19 protein-coding genes are annotated in these 19936 nt (G+C 64.1%); 4 read left to right on the top strand and 15 right to left on the bottom strand.

Annotation, left to right across the window (positions count from 1 at the left end):
- Nucleotides 1–34 precede the first annotated feature (34 nt).
- The gene (rpoB, locus tag G7Y31_RS02010) at nt 35–3520 is read right to left on the bottom strand and encodes a DNA-directed RNA polymerase subunit beta (protein WP_165008708.1); all 3486 of its coding nucleotides are present in this window, start codon (nt 3518–3520) and stop codon (nt 35–37) included.
- 210 nt (nt 3521–3730) lie between these two features.
- Between rpoB and pgfA the strand changes: the two genes are divergently transcribed.
- Both pgfA and G7Y31_RS02000 read left to right on the top strand, forming a co-directional pair.
- Entirely contained in the window at nt 3731–4543 is an 813-nt protein-coding gene (gene pgfA, locus G7Y31_RS02005) for a cell envelope lipid trafficking protein PgfA (protein WP_165008710.1), read from the top strand.
- Between the two features lie 422 nt (nt 4544–4965).
- Nucleotides 4966–6117 (top strand): HNH endonuclease signature motif containing protein, encoded by a 1152-nt coding sequence (locus G7Y31_RS02000; protein ID WP_165008712.1) that lies wholly within the window; start codon nt 4966–4968, stop codon nt 6115–6117.
- 167 nt (nt 6118–6284) lie between these two features.
- Here the strand turns inward: G7Y31_RS02000 and G7Y31_RS01995 are convergent, their stop codons facing one another.
- The 12 genes from G7Y31_RS01995 to dacB all read right to left on the bottom strand — a co-directional run bounded on the left by G7Y31_RS01995 (nt 6285) and on the right by dacB (nt 16375).
- Nucleotides 6285–6989 (bottom strand): pantoate--beta-alanine ligase, encoded by a 705-nt coding sequence (locus tag G7Y31_RS01995; protein WP_165008714.1) that lies wholly within the window; start codon nt 6987–6989, stop codon nt 6285–6287.
- A gap of 2 nt (nt 6990–6991) precedes the next feature.
- On the bottom strand, nt 6992–7618 hold the full coding sequence (locus tag G7Y31_RS01990; protein WP_165008716.1) for a Rossmann-fold NAD(P)-binding domain-containing protein: 627 nt from the start codon (nt 7616–7618) through the stop codon (nt 6992–6994).
- Complete coding sequence (locus G7Y31_RS01985; protein ID WP_165008718.1) at nt 7618–8478, bottom strand: DUF6779 domain-containing protein; 861 nt, start codon at nt 8476–8478, stop codon at nt 7618–7620. Before G7Y31_RS01985 ends, G7Y31_RS01990 begins: the two co-directional genes overlap by 1 nt.
- Before the next feature lie 5 nt (nt 8479–8483).
- Nucleotides 8484–8888: a DUF3180 domain-containing protein gene (locus G7Y31_RS01980; protein ID WP_165008720.1), complete on the bottom strand. Its 405-nt coding sequence runs from the start codon at nt 8886–8888 to the stop codon at nt 8484–8486.
- Nucleotides 8885–9358 (bottom strand): 2-amino-4-hydroxy-6-hydroxymethyldihydropteridine diphosphokinase, encoded by a 474-nt coding sequence (gene folK, locus G7Y31_RS01975; protein ID WP_165008722.1) that lies wholly within the window; start codon nt 9356–9358, stop codon nt 8885–8887. Before folK ends, G7Y31_RS01980 begins: the two co-directional genes overlap by 4 nt.
- Nucleotides 9358–9699 (bottom strand): dihydroneopterin aldolase, encoded by a 342-nt coding sequence (gene folB, locus G7Y31_RS01970; RefSeq protein WP_165008724.1) that lies wholly within the window; start codon nt 9697–9699, stop codon nt 9358–9360. The genes folK and folB overlap by 1 nt, the downstream gene beginning before the upstream one ends.
- Nucleotides 9690–10676 carry a dihydropteroate synthase gene (gene folP, locus G7Y31_RS01965; protein ID WP_165008947.1) on the bottom strand — a complete coding sequence of 329 codons (987 nt, stop codon included), beginning with the start codon at nt 10674–10676 and terminating at the stop codon, nt 9690–9692. Before folP ends, folB begins: the two co-directional genes overlap by 10 nt.
- A gap of 70 nt (nt 10677–10746) precedes the next feature.
- Nucleotides 10747–11313 carry a GTP cyclohydrolase I FolE gene (gene folE, locus G7Y31_RS01960; protein WP_165008726.1) on the bottom strand — a complete coding sequence of 189 codons (567 nt, stop codon included), beginning with the start codon at nt 11311–11313 and terminating at the stop codon, nt 10747–10749.
- On the bottom strand, nt 11313–13484 hold the full coding sequence (gene ftsH, locus G7Y31_RS01955; protein WP_165008728.1) for an ATP-dependent zinc metalloprotease FtsH: 2172 nt from the start codon (nt 13482–13484) through the stop codon (nt 11313–11315). Before ftsH ends, folE begins: the two co-directional genes overlap by 1 nt.
- A gap of 2 nt (nt 13485–13486) precedes the next feature.
- The gene (gene hpt / locus G7Y31_RS01950) at nt 13487–14068 is read right to left on the bottom strand and encodes a hypoxanthine phosphoribosyltransferase (RefSeq protein ID WP_165008730.1); all 582 of its coding nucleotides are present in this window, start codon (nt 14066–14068) and stop codon (nt 13487–13489) included.
- A gap of 10 nt (nt 14069–14078) precedes the next feature.
- The gene (gene tilS / locus G7Y31_RS01945) at nt 14079–15047 is read right to left on the bottom strand and encodes a tRNA lysidine(34) synthetase TilS (protein WP_165008732.1); all 969 of its coding nucleotides are present in this window, start codon (nt 15045–15047) and stop codon (nt 14079–14081) included.
- Between the two features lie 38 nt (nt 15048–15085).
- Nucleotides 15086–16375, bottom strand: coding sequence for a D-alanyl-D-alanine carboxypeptidase/D-alanyl-D-alanine endopeptidase (dacB, locus tag G7Y31_RS01940; protein ID WP_165008734.1), 1290 nt, complete (start codon nt 16373–16375; stop codon nt 15086–15088).
- A 66-nt stretch (nt 16376–16441) separates the two neighbouring features.
- On the opposite strand from dacB, the gene G7Y31_RS01935 reads away from it, so the two are divergent.
- Nucleotides 16442–16915 (top strand): inorganic diphosphatase, encoded by a 474-nt coding sequence (locus tag G7Y31_RS01935; RefSeq protein WP_165008736.1) that lies wholly within the window; start codon nt 16442–16444, stop codon nt 16913–16915.
- 118 nt (nt 16916–17033) lie between these two features.
- Here the strand turns inward: G7Y31_RS01935 and G7Y31_RS01930 are convergent, their stop codons facing one another.
- The gene (locus G7Y31_RS01930) at nt 17034–18401 is read right to left on the bottom strand and encodes an FtsX-like permease family protein (protein WP_165008738.1); all 1368 of its coding nucleotides are present in this window, start codon (nt 18399–18401) and stop codon (nt 17034–17036) included.
- 15 nt (nt 18402–18416) lie between these two features.
- Nucleotides 18417–19109, bottom strand: a complete 693-nt coding sequence (locus G7Y31_RS01925) for an ABC transporter ATP-binding protein (protein ID WP_165008740.1) — start codon at nt 19107–19109, stop codon at nt 18417–18419.
- Between the two features lie 117 nt (nt 19110–19226).
- Here G7Y31_RS01925 and G7Y31_RS01920 point away from each other — a divergent pair, with 117 nt between their 5' ends.
- A complete protein-coding gene (locus tag G7Y31_RS01920) occupies nt 19227–19916 on the top strand; it encodes a sensor histidine kinase (RefSeq protein ID WP_165008742.1) in 690 nt (229 codons plus the stop codon).
- The last annotated feature ends 20 nt before the right edge of the window (nt 19917–19936 follow it).

The raw sequence follows: 19936 nt of genomic DNA, 5'->3' as shown, positions 1-19936 counted from the left end.
CTCGCAGTGAGGAATTGATGGCTTAATAAGTTTCTTAGGCGATGTTGTCGGCGTCAGAACGCTCGTCACGGGACAAGTTAATGCCCAAAGACGGCCCGCCATCCATATCGTCATCATCCGAACCAGACAGTTCCATCGGCGTGCCATCAGTGGAGAGCACCTCCACGTTCAAGCACAGGGACTGCAGTTCCTTGAGCAACACCTTGAAGGACTCCGGAATACCCGGATCCGGGATGTTATCGCCCTTGACAATCGCCTCATAGACCTTCACGCGGCCCACCACGTCATCCGACTTGATGGTCAGCAGCTCCTGCAGGGTGTAGGCAGCACCATATGCCTGCATTGCCCACACCTCCATCTCACCAAAGCGCTGGCCACCGAACTGAGCCTTACCACCCAGCGGCTGCTGGGTAATCATGGAGTACGGGCCAGTGGAACGGGCGTGGATCTTTTCATCCACCAGGTGGTGCAGCTTGAGCATGTACATATAGCCCACAGAAATGGGGTACGCGTAAGGCTCACCAGAGCGGCCGTCGAAGAGCTGAGCCTTGCCGTCAGCATCCACCATCACATCACCATCACGGTTAGGACGCGAGGAGGCCAGCAGACGGGAAACCTCCTCATTGGTGGCACCATCGAACACTGGGGTGGCAGTCAGGGAGCCTGCCGGGACATCGTAAAGCTCCTCAGGCAAGGTCTTCAGCAACTCAGCATTAGCTGGATCCTCAACATCGACCTTCCAACCAGCATGAGCCAACCAGCCCAAGTGCACTTCCAGCACCTGGCCAATGTTCATACGACGCGGCACACCGTGGGTGTTCAAAATGACGTCCACCGGGGTACCATCCGCCATAAACGGCATATCCTCCGGCGGCAGGATCTTACCCACCACGCCCTTGTTACCGTGACGGCCGGCCAGCTTATCGCCGTCCTGGATCTTGCGCTTCTGGGCAACGTAGACGCGGATCATCTCATTAACACCCGGCGCCAACTCGTCATCCTCATCGCGCGCGAAGCGGGCCACGCCAATGACCTTGCCCACTTCACCGTGCGGGACCTTCATGGAGGTGTCGCGCACCTCGCGGGCCTTCTCACCAAAGATGGCGCGCAGCAGGCGCTCCTCCGGGGTCAGCTCTGTCTCACCCTTCGGGGTGACCTTACCCACCAGGATGTCTCCCGGGCGCACGTCCGCACCAATGCGGATAATGCCGCGATCATCCAAGTCGCGCAGCACGTCCTCGGAGACATTCGGGATTTCGCGGGTAATCTCCTCCGAGCCCAGCTTGGTATCGCGAGCATCAATCTCATGCTCCTCGATGTGGATGGAGGTCAAAATGTCCTCTTCCACAATGCGCTGGTTCAAAATGATGGCGTCCTCATAGTTGTGGCCTTCCCACGGCATGAATGCCACCAGCAAGTTGCGGCCGAGGGACATCTCACCATTGTGGGTACCGGGGCCATCGGCAAGCACTTGCCCAGCCTCCACGCGGTCACCCAGGTTGACCAACGGGGTCTGGTTGTAGTTAGTGCCCTGGTTGGTGCGCTCAAACTTGCGCAGCAAGAAGGTGTCCCGAATGCCCTCATCATCCATGATGGTGATCGCGTCCGCGGTAACGTTTTCCACCACACCAGCCTTGCGGGCGATGATCAGATCGCCGGCATCATAAGCCGCACGCTGCTCCATACCGGTGCCCACAAACGGGGCCTCGGAACGCACCAGCGGAACAGCCTGACGCTGCATGTTGGCACCCATCAGGGCACGGTTAGCGTCGTCATGCTCCAAGAACGGAATCATGGCAGTAGCCACGGAAACCATCTGGCGCGGGGAGACATCAACGTAGTCCACACCGGCGGCATCGGTCACGCCAATGTCGCCGCCAGCCAAACGGACCTCGATACGGGTTGCGGTAATGGTGCCGTCAGCCTCGCGCTCAACCTCAGCCTGCGCGATGGCGTAGCGGTCTTCCTCATCCGCCGTCAGGTACTCCACCTGGTCCGTGACCTTGCCGTCAATGACCTTGCGGTACGGGGTCTCAATGAAACCGAAGGCGTTCACGCGGGCATACGACGCCAGCGAGCCAATCAGACCAATGTTCGGACCCTCCGGGGTCTCAATCGGACACATGCGGCCGTAGTGAGACGGGTGCACGTCGCGGACCTCAATGCCTGCGCGCTCACGGGACAGACCACCCGGGCCTAGCGCAGACAGGCGACGCTTATGGGTCAAACCAGACAAGGAGTTGTTGTGGTCCATGAACTGCGAGAGCTGGGACGTACCGAAGAACTCGCGGATAGCCGCAGACACCGGACGCACGTTAATCAGCGACGTCGGAGTAATGGACTCCGCGTCCTGAGTGGTCATGCGCTCGCGCACCACGCGCTCCATGCGGGACAGACCCACACGGACCTGGTTTTGGATCAGCTCACCCACGGTGCGCAGACGACGGTTACCAAAGTGGTCAATGTCGTCGGTGTTGATGGGGATCATTTCCCCATTGGGGGCCTTCATCTCCCGCTCGCCGGCGTGCAGGCGCACCAGGTACTCCAGGGTGACGGCAATGTCTTCTTCCGTCAGAGTCATCAGACCATCGTGGTCACCGCCCAAGCCCAGCTTGCGGTTGACCTTGTAGCGGCCCACCTTGGCCAAGTCGTAGCGCTTGGCGCGGAAGAAGGAGTTCTCCAGCAAGGAGGTAGCCAGGTCGCGCGTGGGCTGCTCGCCCGGGCGCTGCTTGCGGTAAATCTCCAGTAGGGCCTCATCCGTGCCGGCCACACCGTCGGACTCCAGGGTGGACATCATCAGCTCAGAGAAGCCAAAGCGCTCGCGGATCTGCTCCTCAGACCAACCCAGGGCCTTGAGCAGCACCGTTACCGGCTGACGGCGCTTGCGGTCAATACGCACGCCCACCGTGTCGCGCTTATCCACGTCAAACTCCAGCCACGCGCCGCGCGAAGGAATCACCTTCACCGCGTGCAGCGGGCGCTCCGTGGACTTATCAATGGAGCGGTCAAAGTACACACCCGGGGAGCGCACCAGCTGGGAGACAACCACACGCTCGGTGCCGTTGACAATAAAGGTGCCCTTCTCAGTCATCATCGGGAAATCGCCGATGAACACCGTCTGGGTCTTAATCTCCTGGGTGTCATTGTTAATGAACTCAGCGGTCACATAGAGTGGCGCGGAGTAATTAATGTCTTTTTCTTTACACTCATCGACGGTGTACTTCGTCGGCTCAAAACGCGGTTCCGACAGCGACAGGGACATGTTGCCGGAGTAATCCTGGATGGGCGAAAGCTCCTCCAGGATGTCCTCCAGGCCGCTAGTCACGCGGGCATCAGCCCCGCGCAGTTCCTGCTGCTGCTCCCGCCACTGCTGCGTACCAATGAGCCAGGCAAAAGAATCAAGTTGAACGTCGAGGAGGCCCGGGACGGCGATGGGCTCGCTGATCTTCGCGAACGAGTATCGCTTCGGGCTTCCAGGTATAGTCTGGCGCGAGACTGCCAAGATGGGTCCTTCCAGCACCTCACGCGGAACCGGGGAACAGCCACTTTTTGCGACTGGCCCGAAACCGCTGGTAGAATTCGGTCTGCTGTGGAACCACGTAGAGACCACAAAATCACCTTGTCAAATGGGGTTTTGGCCAAGGTGTATAGACGGTGTACGGACGCGATTCCAGCGCAACAAACTAGCTTATTACAAAAGCCGCGAAAAGTCCAGGTACGATGGACCATTATGTTGCCCGTTCTGATCGGCGTGGGCGCCGCGTGCATCGCGGCCGGCATTGCCGCGCCAACCCCCCAGCCCGTCCTGCCACTCGATCTCGAGCACACTACTTATACCATCACAGACGCCCAGGCCCATACCCGCGTCCTGGACCGCCAGCTTGACGTCCCTGTCACCGCCCAGTGGCACTTAAGCTTCCAAGAGCCTGCCGATACCACCTCGGTCACCCTCCGCGTCGGCTCCAGCTTCATGCGTTCAAGCATGCAAGCAGAGGCCGACCGCCTGATTACCGCCAGTGTCTGGAGCTATCCCCTCGACCGTGTGGACGGCACCGCGCACGGGCCCGCGTCGCTGAGCCACACTCTGGCCACCCCTACCAGCAAGGTCGCCATAGACGGCCTGTGGTGGAAGTTCCCCGCCGACGCCCAAAAGACCTCCTACGATGTCTTCGACGAGACCATCCGGCGCACCGCTCCCGCCGTCTTCGAGGAGGAACTCGAGCTGGGTGGCCGCACCGTCTACCGCTACCACCAGGCCATCGAGCCCACCCCCATCGGCACCATGCAGCACTCCGCCACCCGCGACTTTTACGTGGACCAGGCCACCGGCCTGCTGGTGGACTTGGACGTGCAAATCCGCGATTTTGATGACTCCGGCGACATCCTCCGCTTCGCCGGCTCCCTTTCCGAGGAAGACACCGCCAATCTCCTGGCGCAGACCTCCCAGTTCCCCAGCACCGCGCCGTGGCGCTGGTGGCTGCTCGGCGCCGGTGTGCTGCTTTTCCTTCTTGGCCTGGCCATCCCCAAACATCCCAAGTCCTAGTCTGCCGATGCCCCCGCCGCCCAACGCCGGCACCCCACCCCGGCATCCGGTGCCCACACCCAGCGCGCCATCCCCGCCATCTGACGCTTGCACCGGGCCCACCATCCCTACCGACTGTCTCCCAGGCCCGACCGAACATGACGGTCGCCGGCCGGCCTACGCGTGGCCCGTTTCCGCGACCCGGCGCCGACACCCTGGCCGCCATCCCGATCACCTGGAGCCTACGCGTGACCCATTTCCGCGACCTGGCGCCGACACCCCGACCACAATCCCGCATGTGCGCCGTAAGTGCGCTACCCCCGTGTGGGTGCCCCCATTACCATCGGTAAATCGTCCCAAAGTTTACCCTCATTGCACACTCGAGTGGACAATTTTCCGATAACCCTTGCGAACCTCCCGCGAGAGTGCTTATTCTCGGTGGCATGAACTTCGAGACACTACTTGCGGGCCAAGGCCCCGTCATCGACGCCCTGGCCGGATTCGCCGGCCACAGCGTCGAAGACCTCACCGCAAATGGGCTGTGCCCGTTTGTCGCACGCAAGTACGTCACGCTGTACAACACCTACTACGGACAGACCTCGTTTACCGGCTTGCAATACAAAGCCCTAACCGCTGCCCGCAGCCAAGGCCATTCTGCTGAAGCCTTAGACTTCATCGAGTCCAAAACCAAGCGGGTTAGTGACAAGCTCGGCAAATGGAAACTGCGCGTCAAACTCTGCAAGACGCCTGCCGCACAAATCGAGGCCGTTGCCCGCGAGCAGTTGAAGAAACTAGCCAAGCCGCGCGAGGTTAAAGAAGGCGTAAGCCTTACCCATCACGCTAATGGGCTAGCCACGCTGAAAGCTACGGGCAAGTCTGTCGACATTATGGACGTCCACGCCGTGGTTGACCCTCAAGACCAAGTAGAAAGCTTCCTGGCAGCCTTCAGGGGCGGGGGTGCTGGCAAACAACGCTACATCCCAATCATCCCCATCTACATTGATCAGATTTGTGAGTTCGTCGACCGGATGCACAACCCCGGCCGCTATCCTACCGATGCCGATATCCGCGTCCGCGCCTCCAACGGCGCCATCCTCACCGGCAAAGACCTCCTGGAACGCCTGTGTCTGGACTATGGGTTTATCGCAGCGCTATCGCGTGAGCATGGTCCTCTGGATTTGTACCGTTATTCGCGTAGCGCTAACTCTAAGCAACGCTTATTGCTACTCGCCGAAGGTGCCGAATGCTCCTGGATAGGCTGTCACTTGCCGTTTGATAAGTGCCAGATCCACCACATCCACCCCTGGAACCAGGGTGGCCAGACCAACATGTCAAATCTGACCCCGTTGTGTCCGCATCATAACGGTGCCAATGAGGACCACCCGCCAGACGGCATACCAATAACCCGAGGCCGGATGGTACGCATGGGTACCGGGGTTGGGTGGCAAGCACCCGGTGGCGCCCCACCAATACAAACCCGGCCCACAGCGGCACCACCATCAGCCACACCCACCAACTCCCCGCCAGATGCCCACCACCAGGCAACGCCGCCACCGGAAGCCTACGGACAGGCAACGCCGCCACCGGAAAGCTGAAGGTAGGAAGCTGGCGGCATCGGAAAGCACACAGCCCCAACCGCGACGACGAAAAAGCGCGCGGAAGGGGCCAGACGTGCGAGCGCACCTGCACGGAGCCAAATCCGCACCAAAACACAGCGGCGGAGTGTCGCGGTGGCGCGCAGGGAGGCGTTGCGGAGCAAGGATTAGTCGGCGAGGGAGGGGTACTGCTCTGGGTCGATGGCGGCATTGTCGATAAGCCGCACCCCGCCGATATTCGCGGCAACCATCAAGCGGCCATCGCGGACTTCAACGTATTCCGGTTCGACACCGGCGGCCTCCAGGACAGCGCGTGCGGCATCTACACCCGCGTGGGCCCCGGCAGTCAAGGCGGCGGAAAGCGCGGTGGCTTGGGGGCGGGCATCGGGAGAAACGCGGGCATTACGCAAGCTCATGGCCACACCATCGGGCATACGCACAGTGGGCACGCCGAAGACCCGCACCGCCAGACCTAAATCCCGGCACGCCACATGGAGGGCCTTGAGCAGCTCGTAGTCCTTCTCCCCCACAAAGACACCCGTAGGCGAGACCAAGTTCACCACCCGCAGAATGTGCGTCAGGTCCGCGGTCAGGTCCGGCTCCAGTCCAGGCTCCGGGACCACGCGGGTACTACCAGCAACGCGCGGGACCACGAAGACCACGTCTGCGCCTTGCGGCGGGGTGTCCAGAGGGGCATCGACAGTGGCAACCACCACCGCGCCCGGTGTGCGCCCGGCAGCGTGGAGCATGCTCAAATGCCCCGCATGAATCCCGGCACCCAGGGGCACCACATGCACCGGCTTGCCCAACTTCCGGTACGCCGAAGAAATCATCCGCATGCGCTCAACGTCATGCACCACCTCAACGCTCATACTCACTCCTGCCATTCCATCCCTGTCCACCTAAAATCCGGCAACTTTCCACGCTCCGTGAGCAAGCGCACCACATCCGAATAGGCTTGTTGCTGGCCGATGTCCTCAATGTAGCGGTACGCCTCCCGGATCTCCCCCGGCAACACTTCCGGCAAAAGCGGAACGTCTACTCCTCTAATTTCTTGTACCACGTCCATCTCTGCCCATGCGGCCAGATACCAGGTGATATTGGAATAGGCGACGCGGGCGATAAGGGGGCCGCGAGTATCACCGGAAAGCTCGATGACATTGCCGCCGGAATCAGAAATCAGCACCTGCGCCACGGTCAGGCCGACCTCGTCGAGCGCCTCAACACCCCACGTGTCCGGCCGCAACTGCGCCGCCGAGGCCACCACCGCCCCACGCACCTCCACCGGGTCTAAGACCTGCGGCCCATGAGTGAGCGACGTATGGATCACGATGTCGCCCTTGGACACGTGCGGGGCTACCTCTTCTACCAGAGTTGGCAGTTCATCATGATCAGCCTGGAGGATAATGCACTCCGCCGAATCCAGGTCCTCTACCAACTCATGGCCGCTATTGAGCAGAACATACGCCAAAGCTGAACCACCGACAGTGGCTATGCGCACTACTTCTCCTTCTTTAGGTTGGCCATGAGCTCTGCGACGGAGACGCTGCCCTCCCGGTGGGAGTCGCTGCGGCGGCGACCGCCCTCGTCCCACTTGACGGCTTGGAAAGAGCCGGTATCGAAGCGCGGCGCAGCGGGGGCAGAGTCGCGTGCGGCGGGTGCGGCCCCGGGCGCGGGGTGAGCCGCAGCAGCTGGGTTAGTATCGGCCCCGGGCGCGGGGTGAACCGCAGCAGCTGGGTTAGCATCGGCCCCGGGCGCGGGGTGTACCGCAGCAGCCAGACTAGGTTCGGCCCCAGACGCAAAGTCAGGCGTGGAGTCTGACGTGGGTTCAGGCGCGGAGGCTGCAGACGGGGCTGCGGAAGGGGCTGCGGACGGGCCAGGGAAGGAGTCGGGCACGGGGGTATCGGCAGGCTCTGGAATGTAGTTCACCGGGGCGGGGTCTTGGGAGCCGATGCGCCCGGCGATGGCATCCGCAGACGGCGCGCCACTGGAGGTCTGGGTGAACTCCAGCTCCTCAATGCGCCGGGCCTGGGCGTAGAGCGCGGCGGGCTCGTAGGTGAAGTCGCGGCCGGAGAGATCTTCAAGCTGGGTGCGGATGGCGTCGAGTTCGCGCTTGATGTCGGCGAGGGCATCGGAAGGCTCCTGCTGCTGCTCAAAGTGCTCACGTTCAAGAGCAAATTGGCGGCGCTGCTCCTGAGCCTCGCGCCGGTAGCGGGTGGCGAGGAAGAGCCCCAGAACGGCGGCCCACAGCGCCGCCACGAGCGCCAACTTCATGGCGATTGCGGAGCCGGAAATGAGCATGATGATGCTGGCCACCATCGCCAGCACTACCAAGGCAACAAGGCCGCGATCGTTTCTCATGTTCACTAATGTACCGGAGGCACTTCGCACGCGCGCTCCAGGACCACACCGGCAATGGCCATGGCCACCCCGCCCAGCACGCTGCTCAGTGCGCCTGACTGCAGTCCTGCATACATGACGATGCCCCCGCTTGCCCCGCCAACCAGCGCCCCCGTCCAGGCAGAAGCCCGGCCGACCAGCATGAAGTTAGCGACAGTGATGGGGTTAAGTTGCGAGTTATCCAGCCCGATGCCGTGCTCACCGGCGCGCTTGACCCGCCAGGCCAGTACGGCGCACACCACCGTCATGGCCCACATAGTAAAGGAGACTGGTTCCGGTAGGCGCGAATAGAGCACCGGCATGACAATGTACGACGCGGCAAACATGAAGCCGAAGGCCGCGGCTAGGCCCAGGATGGGGGTGCGTTTCATGCTTCCTCCAGGGGGTCTGAGACCTCCACGGCATCATCCAGCTGTGCGGCCAGGGTTGCTATGGGCACGCCCGCCAGGGTGGCGTCCGGGTCGATGGCCAGCCACGGCACCAGGACGAAGGCCCGCTCATGGGCGTGCGGGTGGGGCACGGTGAGCACTGGGTCTTGCGAGCTATAGCCCTCAATGTCCACGATGTCGACGTCAAGGGTGCGCGGCCCCCAGCGGCGCTGGCGCACGCGCTCGGCAGCCTGCTCTAACGCCTGCGCGCGGTGCAACAACTCCAGCGGCGTAAGGTCCACGTCCACGATGAGCACCGCGTTGAGGAAATCCTCCTGGTCCTCCACTCCCCACGGCGCGGTGGTGTAAAAGGGCGAGACCGCAACCGTCTCAGCGGCAAAGTCATCCAACACCGTCTGCAGCAATGCGCGGCGGTTGCCCATGTTGGATCCGATGGAAAGTACGGCGCGCATCATCGCCTCGCCGTCACAGAGACGTCCGCAAAGGTGCGCGGGATGGGCGCCTGAGGCTTATGGACGGTGACCTCGATGGATTCCAGCAGGGGGAACGCCACGCGGGCGGCGGTGGCGATCTCTGCGGCGACCGTTTCGATCAGGTCGCGGGCTGGGCCCTCCACGATATTCGCGGCCACATCCGCCAACTCGGCGTAGTTGACGGTGGTGGCCAGGTCATCATCGACCGCGTCCGGCAGCTGGCAGACTATATCGACGATGAAGGGTTGGCCGGTGCGCTTTTCTTCCGCGAAAACGCCGTGGTAGCCGTAGCATTCAAGCCCGTTGAGTTCTATGCGCATGGTTCCTCCTTTGTAGTTCTCTGTGCAGCCGTGCTTGCCGATGCCGTGTTTGCGGGTGCCGCCGTAGCCCCCAGTGCCGAGGTTGTTCCGGGCACGGCACCGGCCCACGCGGCGGCGACATCTACCGCCGCGCGGGAGCTGGCAACGTCGTGCACGCGCACCGCCCACGCGCCATAATGCGCCGATAGCGCACTAATGGCCGCGGTCGCCGGGTCCGCCGGGTGGGTAGTCCCACTAGGCGAGGCCACGGCGGCAGGCGCCGGGGTGTCGGCCGAAGCCACGGGGGTGTGGGCCGGGGCATCGGCGGAGATGGCGGGAATGGCGGCATCGGCAGACACGGGGGCGCGCAGGGCGGTGACGAAGCGCTTGCGGGAGGCGCCAACGAGAATCGGCAGGTCGCTGAGGCTGGGCAGGGCGCGCAGCAGGGCCCAATTCTCCGCCGGGGTCTTGGCAAAGCCCAGGCCGGGGTCAACGATGATGTTGCTACGGTCCACCCCGGCGGCCTGGGCGCGGGCGGCCAAATCGGCCAGCGTAGCGCGTACATCCGCCACCACATCGCCGCCGTGATCGGCAGCACCTGCGGCGGACTCGAAGACGCTGGTGCGCCAGTGCATCAGGCACACAGGCAGCTGGGACTGCGCCATCACGGCGAACATGTCTGGGTCTGCCAGGCCGCCGGAAACATCGTTGATCAGACCGACCCCGGCTTCGACTGCCGCAGCCGCGGTGGCCGCGCGCATGGTGTCCACAGAGGTCGGGATGCCCTCAGCATGCAGCGCCGCGATGATGGGCACCACGCGCTGGATTTCCACCTCGGCGTCCACGCGGGCTGCGCCCGGGCGGGTGGACTCCCCGCCCACATCAATGATGTCCGCCCCCGCGGCCATCAGCCGGCGGGCGTGTTCCAGGGCGGCATCGGGGTCCAGCCAGCGGCCGCCATCGGAGAAAGAATCAGCAGTGACGTTGAGGATTCCCATGACGCGGGTGTGAGACAAAACGAGCTCCTTGGGAGGTGAGTTGGGCGGGCATCCGGCACACGCGGCGGGACTAGCCGCGGATGAGGCTGATGACCTCCGCGCGCGATGCCGCGTTGGTCTTGAACCCACCCCGTACGGCTGACGTGGTGGTGGTCGCGCCCGGCTTGCGGATACCCCGCATAGCCATACACAAGTGCTCGCACTCAATGACCACAATGACGGACTGGGCGTGGAGTTTTTCTACGAGGGCATCGGCAATCTGGGACGTCAGCCGCTCCTGGACCTGCGGCCGCTTGGCGTACATGTCTGCCAGGCGGGCCAGCTTCGACAGCCCCGTTACGTGGCCGTCCTTGCCGGGAATGTAGCCGATATGCGCCATGCCGTAGAACGGCACCAGGTGGTGTTCGCAGGTGGAGTAAATGGGAATGTCGCGCACCAGCACCAGCTCCTGGTGGTCCTCCGCGAAGGTCTTGGCTAGGACTTCCGTTGGGTCCGTGTGCAGGCCGGCGAAGACTTCCTTGTAGGCGCGCGCCACGCGGGCCGGGGTGTCTGCCAGTCCTTCGCGGTCCGGGTCCTCCCCCACCGCCAATAGCAATTCGCGCACGGCCGCTTCCGCGCGGGCTTGATCAAAAGTCATCAGATCTCCCTGTCTTCGGGGCGGGCGGGGGCGCCGCCGGTGGGGCGGGCGGAGTCAACGTCAGAAGCGCCGCCGCCAGCGGGGGCGGCCGGGCGGGCGTCAGCGTCGCCGGTGTCGTCGCTGGTGTTGTCGCCGGCGTGCTGGCCAAAGTTAAAGCCATACTCGCCTTCGACCTGTTGGCCAGCCAGGCGGCGTTCACGTGCGGCGCGGGTGGCGTCCAAAAGGGTCACACGCTTGGGCAGTTCTTCGCCACGGGCTTGGGCTTGTTCCACGGGGGTCAGCACGGGCTCGCGGCCGGCTTGGCGCGGGAAGCGCGCGTTATCAAAGACTGCGGTAGCAGCGCGCGGGACAATCCCGTCGAACACGCCCTCCAGGTCGGGCCGGCGCAGGGTCTCTTTCTCCAACAGCAGCTCAACCAGCGCATCGAGGTAGTCCCGGTATTCGGCCAGGATGGAGTAGGCCTCTTCGTGCGCGCGGTCGAGCAGGTAGCGCAGCTGCTCATCAATGCGCGCCGCCACGGCATCGGAGTAGTCGATGCTGCCACCCATGCCACCGTAGCCGAAGGGGTCGCCTTGCTCCTGGCCGTACTTGACGGTGCCCAGGTCGGGGCTAAAGCCGTATTCGGTGAGCATGGCGCGCGCAATTTTGGTGGCTTGCTCAATGTCTGACGATGCCCCCGTGGTCGGCGCCCCGAAGACTAGTTCCTCTGCGGCGCGCCCACCCATGGCAAAGACTATGCGGGCGAAGAGTTCTTCCCGCGTGTACATGCCTTTGTCGTCTTCTTGGGAGGTCATGGCGTGTCCGCCGGTGCGCCCACGCGCAAGGATGGTGACCTTGTAGACCCGCTCAATGTCTTTTAGGGCCCACGCGGCTAGGGTGTGGCCGCCTTCGTGGTAGGCGGTGACTTTCTTTTCATGCTCGGAGATGATCTTGGACTGCCGGCGCGGGCCGCCGACTACGCGGTCGGTGGCTTCTTCGAGGGCATCGGCAGTAATGACGTTGCCACCCACGCGGGCGGTGAGCAGCGCGGCCTCGTTGAGCACGTTGGCCAGGTCCGCGCCGGACATGCCGGCGGTGCGCTTGGCCAGTTCGCGCACATCCACGTGCTTGGCCAGCGGCTTGTTCTTGGAGTGAACTTCGAGGATCTTCTCGCGCCCGGCCAGGTCCGGGTTGGTCACGGGGATTTGGCGGTCGAAACGCCCGGGGCGCAGCAGTGCGGGGTCCAAGATGTCCGGCCGGTTGGTGGCGGCAATGAGAATAACGCCTTCGCGGTCGCCAAAGCCGTCCATTTCCACCAGCAGCTGGTTGAGGGTTTGTTCGCGCTCGTCGTGCCCGCCGCCGGTGCCGGAGCCGCGCTGGCGGCCCACGGCATCGATCTCATCGACAAAGATAATGCACGGCGATTGCGCCTTGGCTTGTTTGAACAGGTCGCGCACGCGGGAGGCACCCACGCCCACGAACATCTCCACAAAGTCGGAACCGGAGATGGAGAAGAACGGTACTCCGGCCTCCCCCGCCACGGCGCGTGCCAGCAGCGTTTTACCTGTACCGGGCGGGCCGTAGAGCAGCACGCCGCGCGGGATCTTGGCGCCTAGCTCGTGGTAGCGGCTGGGGTCTTCGAGGAACTCCTTGATTTCCATGAGTTCTTCTACGGCCTCGTCGGCGCCTGCGACGTCGGCAAAGGTGTTAGTGGGCATGTCCTTGGTCAGTTCTTTGGCCTTCGATGCCCCGATGCCAAACATGCCCCCTTGCTGCATGCGCGACATCATAAAGAACAGCAAGCCGAAGACGATCAACATCGGCAGGATGAAGCTGAGCATGGAGCCCAGGAAGGACTCCTGGGTGACCTTGGTCTGGTATTTCTCCGCCCCGGAGTCCTTGACCGCGGTAAAGACCTCCGCGGTGGCCCGGGCCGGGTACTTGGCCATGATTTCTTCTACGCCGTCGCGCTCTTCCACCGTGATTGGCTCGCGCAGCTTTAGACGGACGCGTTGTTCGCGGTCATCAATCTGGGCTTCTTCGACGTTGCCTTCGCTGAGTTGGCTCAGCGCCACGGAGGTCTCTACGGGGGTGTAGCTGCGGGCGTCGTTGTTAAAGAAGGTAAAGACGTAGAGCATCACCAGCGCCAGTGCGCCGATGGCGCCGTAGCGCACAATGTTGGAGTTCTTCATTACTAGTCTGCGTAAATCTCCGGCTTCAGGGTGCCCACGAAGGGTAGGTCGCGGTAATTTTCTGCGTAGTCGAGACCGTAGCCCACCACGAATTCGTGCGGAATATCAAAGCCAACTTCCAGCAGGTCAATGTCGGCTTTGACTACTTCCGGCTTGCGCAGCAGGGACACGACTTCCAGGCTGGCGGGCCGGCGGCCTTCTAGGTTGCGGATGAGCCAGCTCAGCGTCAGGCCGGAGTCAATGATGTCTTCGACAATGAGCACATGCTTGCCCTCAATGTCGCGGTCGAGGTCTTTGAGGATGCGCACCACGCCGGAGGAGGACGCGGCGTTGCCGTAGGAGGACACGGCCATAAATTCTTGTTGGGAGGGGATAGACAGCGCACGCGCGAAGTCAGAGAGGAAGAATACGGCACCCTTGAGCACGCAGACTAGGATGAGGTCCCCGCTGTCGCGGTAGCGCTCGGAGACGGCGTCTGCCATTTCTTGGATGCGGGCGGCTATCTGTTCTTCGCTGATGAGGACGGCTTCAACATCGCTGCCGTAGGGGTTGGCGGGAACGTTGAAGTCTTTAGAGTCATGCATGCCTGCTCCTTTAGTGTTGTGTTCGCAGTGCCAGTTTGCCACCAATGCGGGCTACTTCCAACCTTGCGCCCCCTGCCTGCCCGGCTACTGCCACGCCTCCTTGCCCGTGCCAGTGGGTGCACAGCTTGCCGATGCCCCCTATCGCCTCCCGCGATGGCTCTACCCCCTGGGTTTCCAGCCAGGCGATGATGGCGCGCCGCCGGTGGGGTTCGGCCATGGCGGCGAGTTGGGCGCAGTCGTTGGTGGCGGCAGTGGCCAAAGTGTCGTGGTCAGCGGCCATATCGGTGGCGGCCTGGGCCAGGGGGGCTACTGCGTCGCCTCCCAGGATTTCGCCGAGCAGCGGGATGACGTCGCGGCGGATGCGCACGCGGCGGAAGTTGGCGGCCTGGTTGTGGGGGTCGTGCCAGGGTCGTAGGCCCAATTCGGCGCAGGCGCCGAGGGTATCGGCGCGACGGGCGGAAAGCAGCGGGCGCAGCACGGTGCAGCCTTCGATGTGGGCGCGCGAGCCCATGCCGGTGGCGTGCCCGCGCAGGGCGGACAGCAACAGGGTTTCGGCTTGGTCCTCGGCGGTGTGTGCCACGAGTACGGGGATGCCTGCTGCGCCCAGGGCGCGGTAGCGGGCGGTGCGCGCGGTGGCTTCGCTATTGCCGGCGTCGATGGTAATGACGCGGGCGTCTATCCCCCACTGCTGGGCTTGGTTCGCGGCGGCTTCGGCCACCGCACGCGATCCGGGCTGGAGTTGATGGTCCACGCACAGCGCTATGGCGCGGGAGGTCTCGGCGGCCACGGCGGCGGTCAGGGCCAGGGAGTCTGGGCCCCCGGAGAGCCCAATGCCCACACGCGGATACTGGTCCAGGGCGTGTGCGAGCACCGGGCGTACCAGGGCGCGCAGGCGGGCGAAGTGCGGGCTGCGCCGCGGCCAGAAGGGTTGACCACTGCGCGCAGCTGTAGCTCCGCGCAGTGCATTCCCGCTGTGCATAGAATTCCCGCTACACATGGCGTTTCCCGTGCTCATAGCTATGGCCTATCGGTGACCAGCGCGCTGGCCAGGCGGTCTAGGGCTGCGCGCGCGAGCAGGATGTCGGAGTCGTTGCTCAAAAACGCGAAGGCATAAACCGTGCCGCTTTCGCCAACGGCGGTGCCCACCAGGGCGGAGGTATCGGTGAGCGTGCCGGTCTTGGCCCGCACCCAGCCGCGCCCGGGTAGCTGACCGTAGCGCGAATATAAGGTGCCCTCCCCACCGGCAACGGGCAGGTAGCCCAACACGGGGCGCGCGGCCGGATCGGCAACCGCCGCCGCGATCACGCGGGCTAGCACCGCTGGTGGGATGCGATTATCGGGCGAGAGCCCAGAGTTATCCTCCAGGTGCACGCCAGCGGTGTCGATACCGTGGCTGTTCAACACCGCCAGCGTTTCTGCCGCTGACCCGGCAAAGCTCGCCTCCGCGCCGCGCGCGGTGGCCAGCTCCCGGCCGATGGCCTCTGCCATGACGTTATCGGAGTGCTTCATCGCCTCCTGTGCGCGCTGCCACAACGGCGGCGACACGATGGTCGCGTCCGGGGCGGGCGCGCCGTCGCCTGCGCCCGCCTGCTCGCCGGCAGACGCGGCTGCCTCCGCCACGCCCAGGCGCGCGGCCAACTCCCGGGCCACATCGGCGGCCGGGGTATGGCTGCGCGGCACATCGCCGGTGGACTCCCCCAGGCGCCCACCGTGGATCATCGCCGGTTCGAGGGGCGCGACAAAGCCCTCGTCCACATTGTCCGGATCCCACCCTCTAGCCTGCGCTGGGCCACTCCAGGCGGAGGTGTCCACGTGCACGGCGGTCATTGTCTTTCCGGTGGCGGCTAGTTGCGCTGCAGCGCGGTCCAGTGCCTCCGGAGTCATCCACACATCACCGGCGGCGCGAACGACCACCACGCCATCGTCCCCGATGAAGATCGGGGTACGAATAACCGCATCTTGCGCCAGCTCCCACGTCGCGGCAGCCAAAGTGAGCACCTTGGTAGCCGACGCCGGCACTAAGGGGCGCCCACCGTCGCGCTCCCAGACCACCTGGCCAGTATGCGTATTAATCACCAGCCCCCCAAAGGTGCCCAGCTTGTCGGGCTGGAAGGCGGAGTCGAGGGGGGCATCGGCAAGCGCGGTATCGGCAGGCTCAGCGGGAGCCAGCAACGGCGGCGGGGTGGGCACCTCGAAGGCCGGGGCGCGGGAAACATCGCGCTGGGAGACCACCCCGGCAGTCGCGGTGGCAGCCACGGCACCACTAAGGAGGAGGGCGGTTGCCCACCACACGCGCTTGTTATTCATCGTGTCTACCCTAGCGGGTATGCTGTTGCGGGAAAGTCATTGCACCACTAACTGGAGGTAAGCGCTGTGAGCGTTGAAGTAACCATCGAGATTCCTAAGGGTTCGCGCAATAAGTACGAGGTGGACCATGAGACCGGCAAGGTCTACCTGGACCGCTACCTGTTTACCCCCATGGCCTACCCGGCTGACTACGGCTTTATTGACCACACCCTGGGTGAAGACGGCGACCCGCTCGATGCCCTGGTCATCCTGCCGGAGCCGGTTTTCCCGGGCGTGGTGGTCAAGGCCCGCATTGTGGGCGTGTTCAAGATGACGGATGAGGCCGGCGGGGATGACAAGCTGCTGTGCGTGGTCGATGACCCGCGCTGGGAGCGCTACCAGGACATCGAGGACGTGGAGCAGCACCTCAAGGACGAAATCGAGCACTTCTTTACCCGTTATAAGGACCTGGAGCCCAACAAGGAAGTCACCGGCTCTGGTTGGGGCAACAAGGCAGAAGCGGAGCAGATTCACGCCGACGCCGTCGCGCGCTACCAGTAAACGGGCGTCAGTAGCGCCCGCCGCCGGGGGTTGGGAGCGCTCTCTGCTGGGGGTTGAGAGCGCCCCGGACGATTGGGGCCGGGCAATTGGCCTCACAGGTGAAGCGCCAGGTCGGAGCTTATTCGCGGCGCACCCCCTGGCGCAGCACGCGGGAGCGCAGGGGCTCCGCGGCCAAGACTGCGCCGGCGGAGACCACCCAACCCACGGCCAAGATGCTCAGGGCGGTGGCAATGCGGTGGCCGAGGTCGATGTCCCCGGCATTGTCGAACATGACGGTAACCATCAGAGCACCAAAGGCAAAGCCAAACAGGCTCAAAGCGATGGCCGGGCCCATGACCTCCAAGGCGGACACCCGGGTAAGGAAGCCGCGCGGCAGACCCATCAGGCTCAGGCTGCGGTGCAGGTTGGCGTCCTCATAGACCGCACTGACCTGGCCCAGGAAGATAGACATCGCGGCCAGGATAAACCCAAAGGCCAGGGTCAGAAGCGCGCCGGTGGAAACGTCTGTGAAGATGATCAGCGTGGTTGCTTCCTCGCGCATGGCCAGGGTCAGGCCGTCCTCGCCCAGGGGTGCGGCCACCAGGTAGCCGGCCAGGAAACCAAAGAAGGCAATCGCGCCCACGCGCCGCCAGGCCACACGCGCATTCGCACCAATGCGCTGGCATGCCACCAGATGCGCGGTCCCGGGCAATAGCGCAGCCAGGTAGGCGCCGGCCTGCAGCAAGAAGGGTGCGACCAGGTTAATCAGCAGCACAAGTGTGGCCAGAATGCCCAGCATAAACAGCACCCCAATGGTTTCCCCAGTGATGCTGAACCCGCTCAGCACCACCCCGCCTACCGCCACCGCTGCAACGAAGGCTGCCAAGCGCCACCACCGCAGCGCCTTGGGCATTTCCCGGCGCGCCACCCCCAGGGGGCTGACTCGCACGCGCTGCATACCGGCAAAAGCTGCGGCCAGCGACAGTGCGAAGAGCACCCCGGCCACCGCGAGGTATCCCCACCAAGGCAAGAGGATTTCGCTTAAGCGAATGGGCCGGTCTTGGAAACTCAGGTGCGTAAACAGCGGGGCGGCTAGCGCACTGGCCGCGCATCCCAGCCCGATGCCCACTACCGACTGCACCGCAGTTTCTACTACGGCCAGGCGCACCACTTGCCGGGAGCTCAGCCCCAGCAGGCGCAAGGTGGCCAGGCGGCGCTCGCGCCCAGAGGCTCCCAGCACCGCAGACTGCGCGGTGAGGTTAAACACCGCCGGAACCAGGAACGCGCACGCAAAAACGGCCAGGTAAAGCCAAAAGTCCAGGACGCCACCGTAGCGCTCTAAGTATTCATGCAGCGCCGGGGAGGCGTCTTCGACGTGTTGGGCGCGCTGCCAGAACATCCAGGTCCCGCCGGCAACCAAAAAGGCAATCGCCGAGCACACTGCCATGCTCAATACCGCCAGGGCACTGACCACGCCGGTGCGCCCGCGCAGGGCTAACTCAAGCATTGCTTACTCTCCTCTCTAGCTCTCGGCGCCGCTGCGGCCCGGCTGGCGGCTATCGGCATGGATAAGGCCATCGCGGATTTCAACCCTGCGCCCCATCCACTCGGCCACCTTCGGATCATGGGTGACCATAATCAGGCTGGCCCCGGATTGGCGTACCACGCTGGTCAGCAGCTGCATGACTTCATGGCCGGTGGATTGGTCTAGGGCGCCGGTGGGTTCATCGGCAAACACCACGTCCGGGTCTGCGGCCAGCGCCCGGGCAATGGCCACGCGCTGGGCTTGGCCGCCAGAAATCTCCCCCGGGCGCCGCCCCGCCAATGGCCCCAGCCCCAGCTGGTCTAGCAGCTGCTGCGCCTTGCGGCGCGCCTTGGCCCGGCTGGTACCGCACAGCATGGCAGGCAGCGCCACGTTGTCCAGGTTGGTCAGCTCCGGCAGCAGCTGACCGTCTTGGAAGACAAACCCGAAGTGGTGCAGGCGGGTGCGGGAACGGGCGGCATCGGCAAGCGAAGAAAGCTCCAGGTCGCGGTAGCGCACAGTGCCATCGGTGGGGGTAAGCACCCCGGACATGCAATGCAGCAGAGTGGACTTGCCGGAGCCGGAGGGCCCCATCACAGCCACCAGCTCCCCCGGGGCAATGTCCAGGGTGATGCCCGCCAGCACGGGTCCGCCGCCAAAGTCTTTCGTGATGTCTTGAACGGAAAGTGTCATGGCTCCATTTCACCGCGCGGGCGCCCGGCGCGCTACAGCCCTGGCACTGATCTTTTCGGTAGTGCTGGCACTACCCTGGGTATTTTTGGGGTCGTGCAGGCACTACCCTGGGAGCCTATGTGGAAGCGCAAGCGCGATACGCGCAGTAATGAGGCCCGCCAGGCGGAGATTATTGCCCAGCTCACCGCCTCTCGGCGCGCGATTGCAGACGCCTATGAGGTCGAGCGGGCCCGCATTGAGCGAGATCTGCATGATGGCGCCCAGCAGTACCTGGTCGCAGCCAGCATCAAGTTGGGCGAGGCCCAGCTTACTGCCACGGGTCCTACCGCAGAGTTGATTGCCGCGGCGAAGGACAACATTGATGCTGGCCTGCGGGCCCTGCGCACCACGGTCCATGGCATCCACCCGCAGGTGCTGGCTGACCATGGGTTGGTGGCCGCGCTTGCCGATGCCGCCTTCCCCAACGTGCGCATCCACGCCCCGCACCCCTTGCCGCAGCTTTCCCCCAGCGTGCTGGCGGCGGGCTACTTCTTTGCCACGGAGGCGGTGACGAATGCGCTGAAATATGCTCCTGACGCGCCGGTTAGTGTGCTGGTGACTGCCGATGCCGCCCTCCACATCACCGTTGTCGATGAGGGCCCCGGCGGCGCGCATCTGATTCCCGGCCATGGGCTGGCGGGGATGGCGCAGCGCCTGGAGGCTTTCGGCGGGAGCGTGGAGGTCTCCTCCCCCAACGGTGGGCCTACGCGGGTGGCGGGTAGCATTCCTTTGTTGTTAGAACGCGGAGAAACGGCGGTGGTGCAGTGAGCAGTGGCGTAGTGGGCAGT

Origin of the sequence: Corynebacterium lizhenjunii (assembly GCF_011038655.2) — a bacterium.
GTDB lineage: Bacteria > Actinomycetota > Actinomycetes > Mycobacteriales > Mycobacteriaceae > Corynebacterium > Corynebacterium lizhenjunii.
Note: the sequence above shows the minus strand (reverse complement) of the source record. Positions and strands in the feature narration are given on the sequence as shown.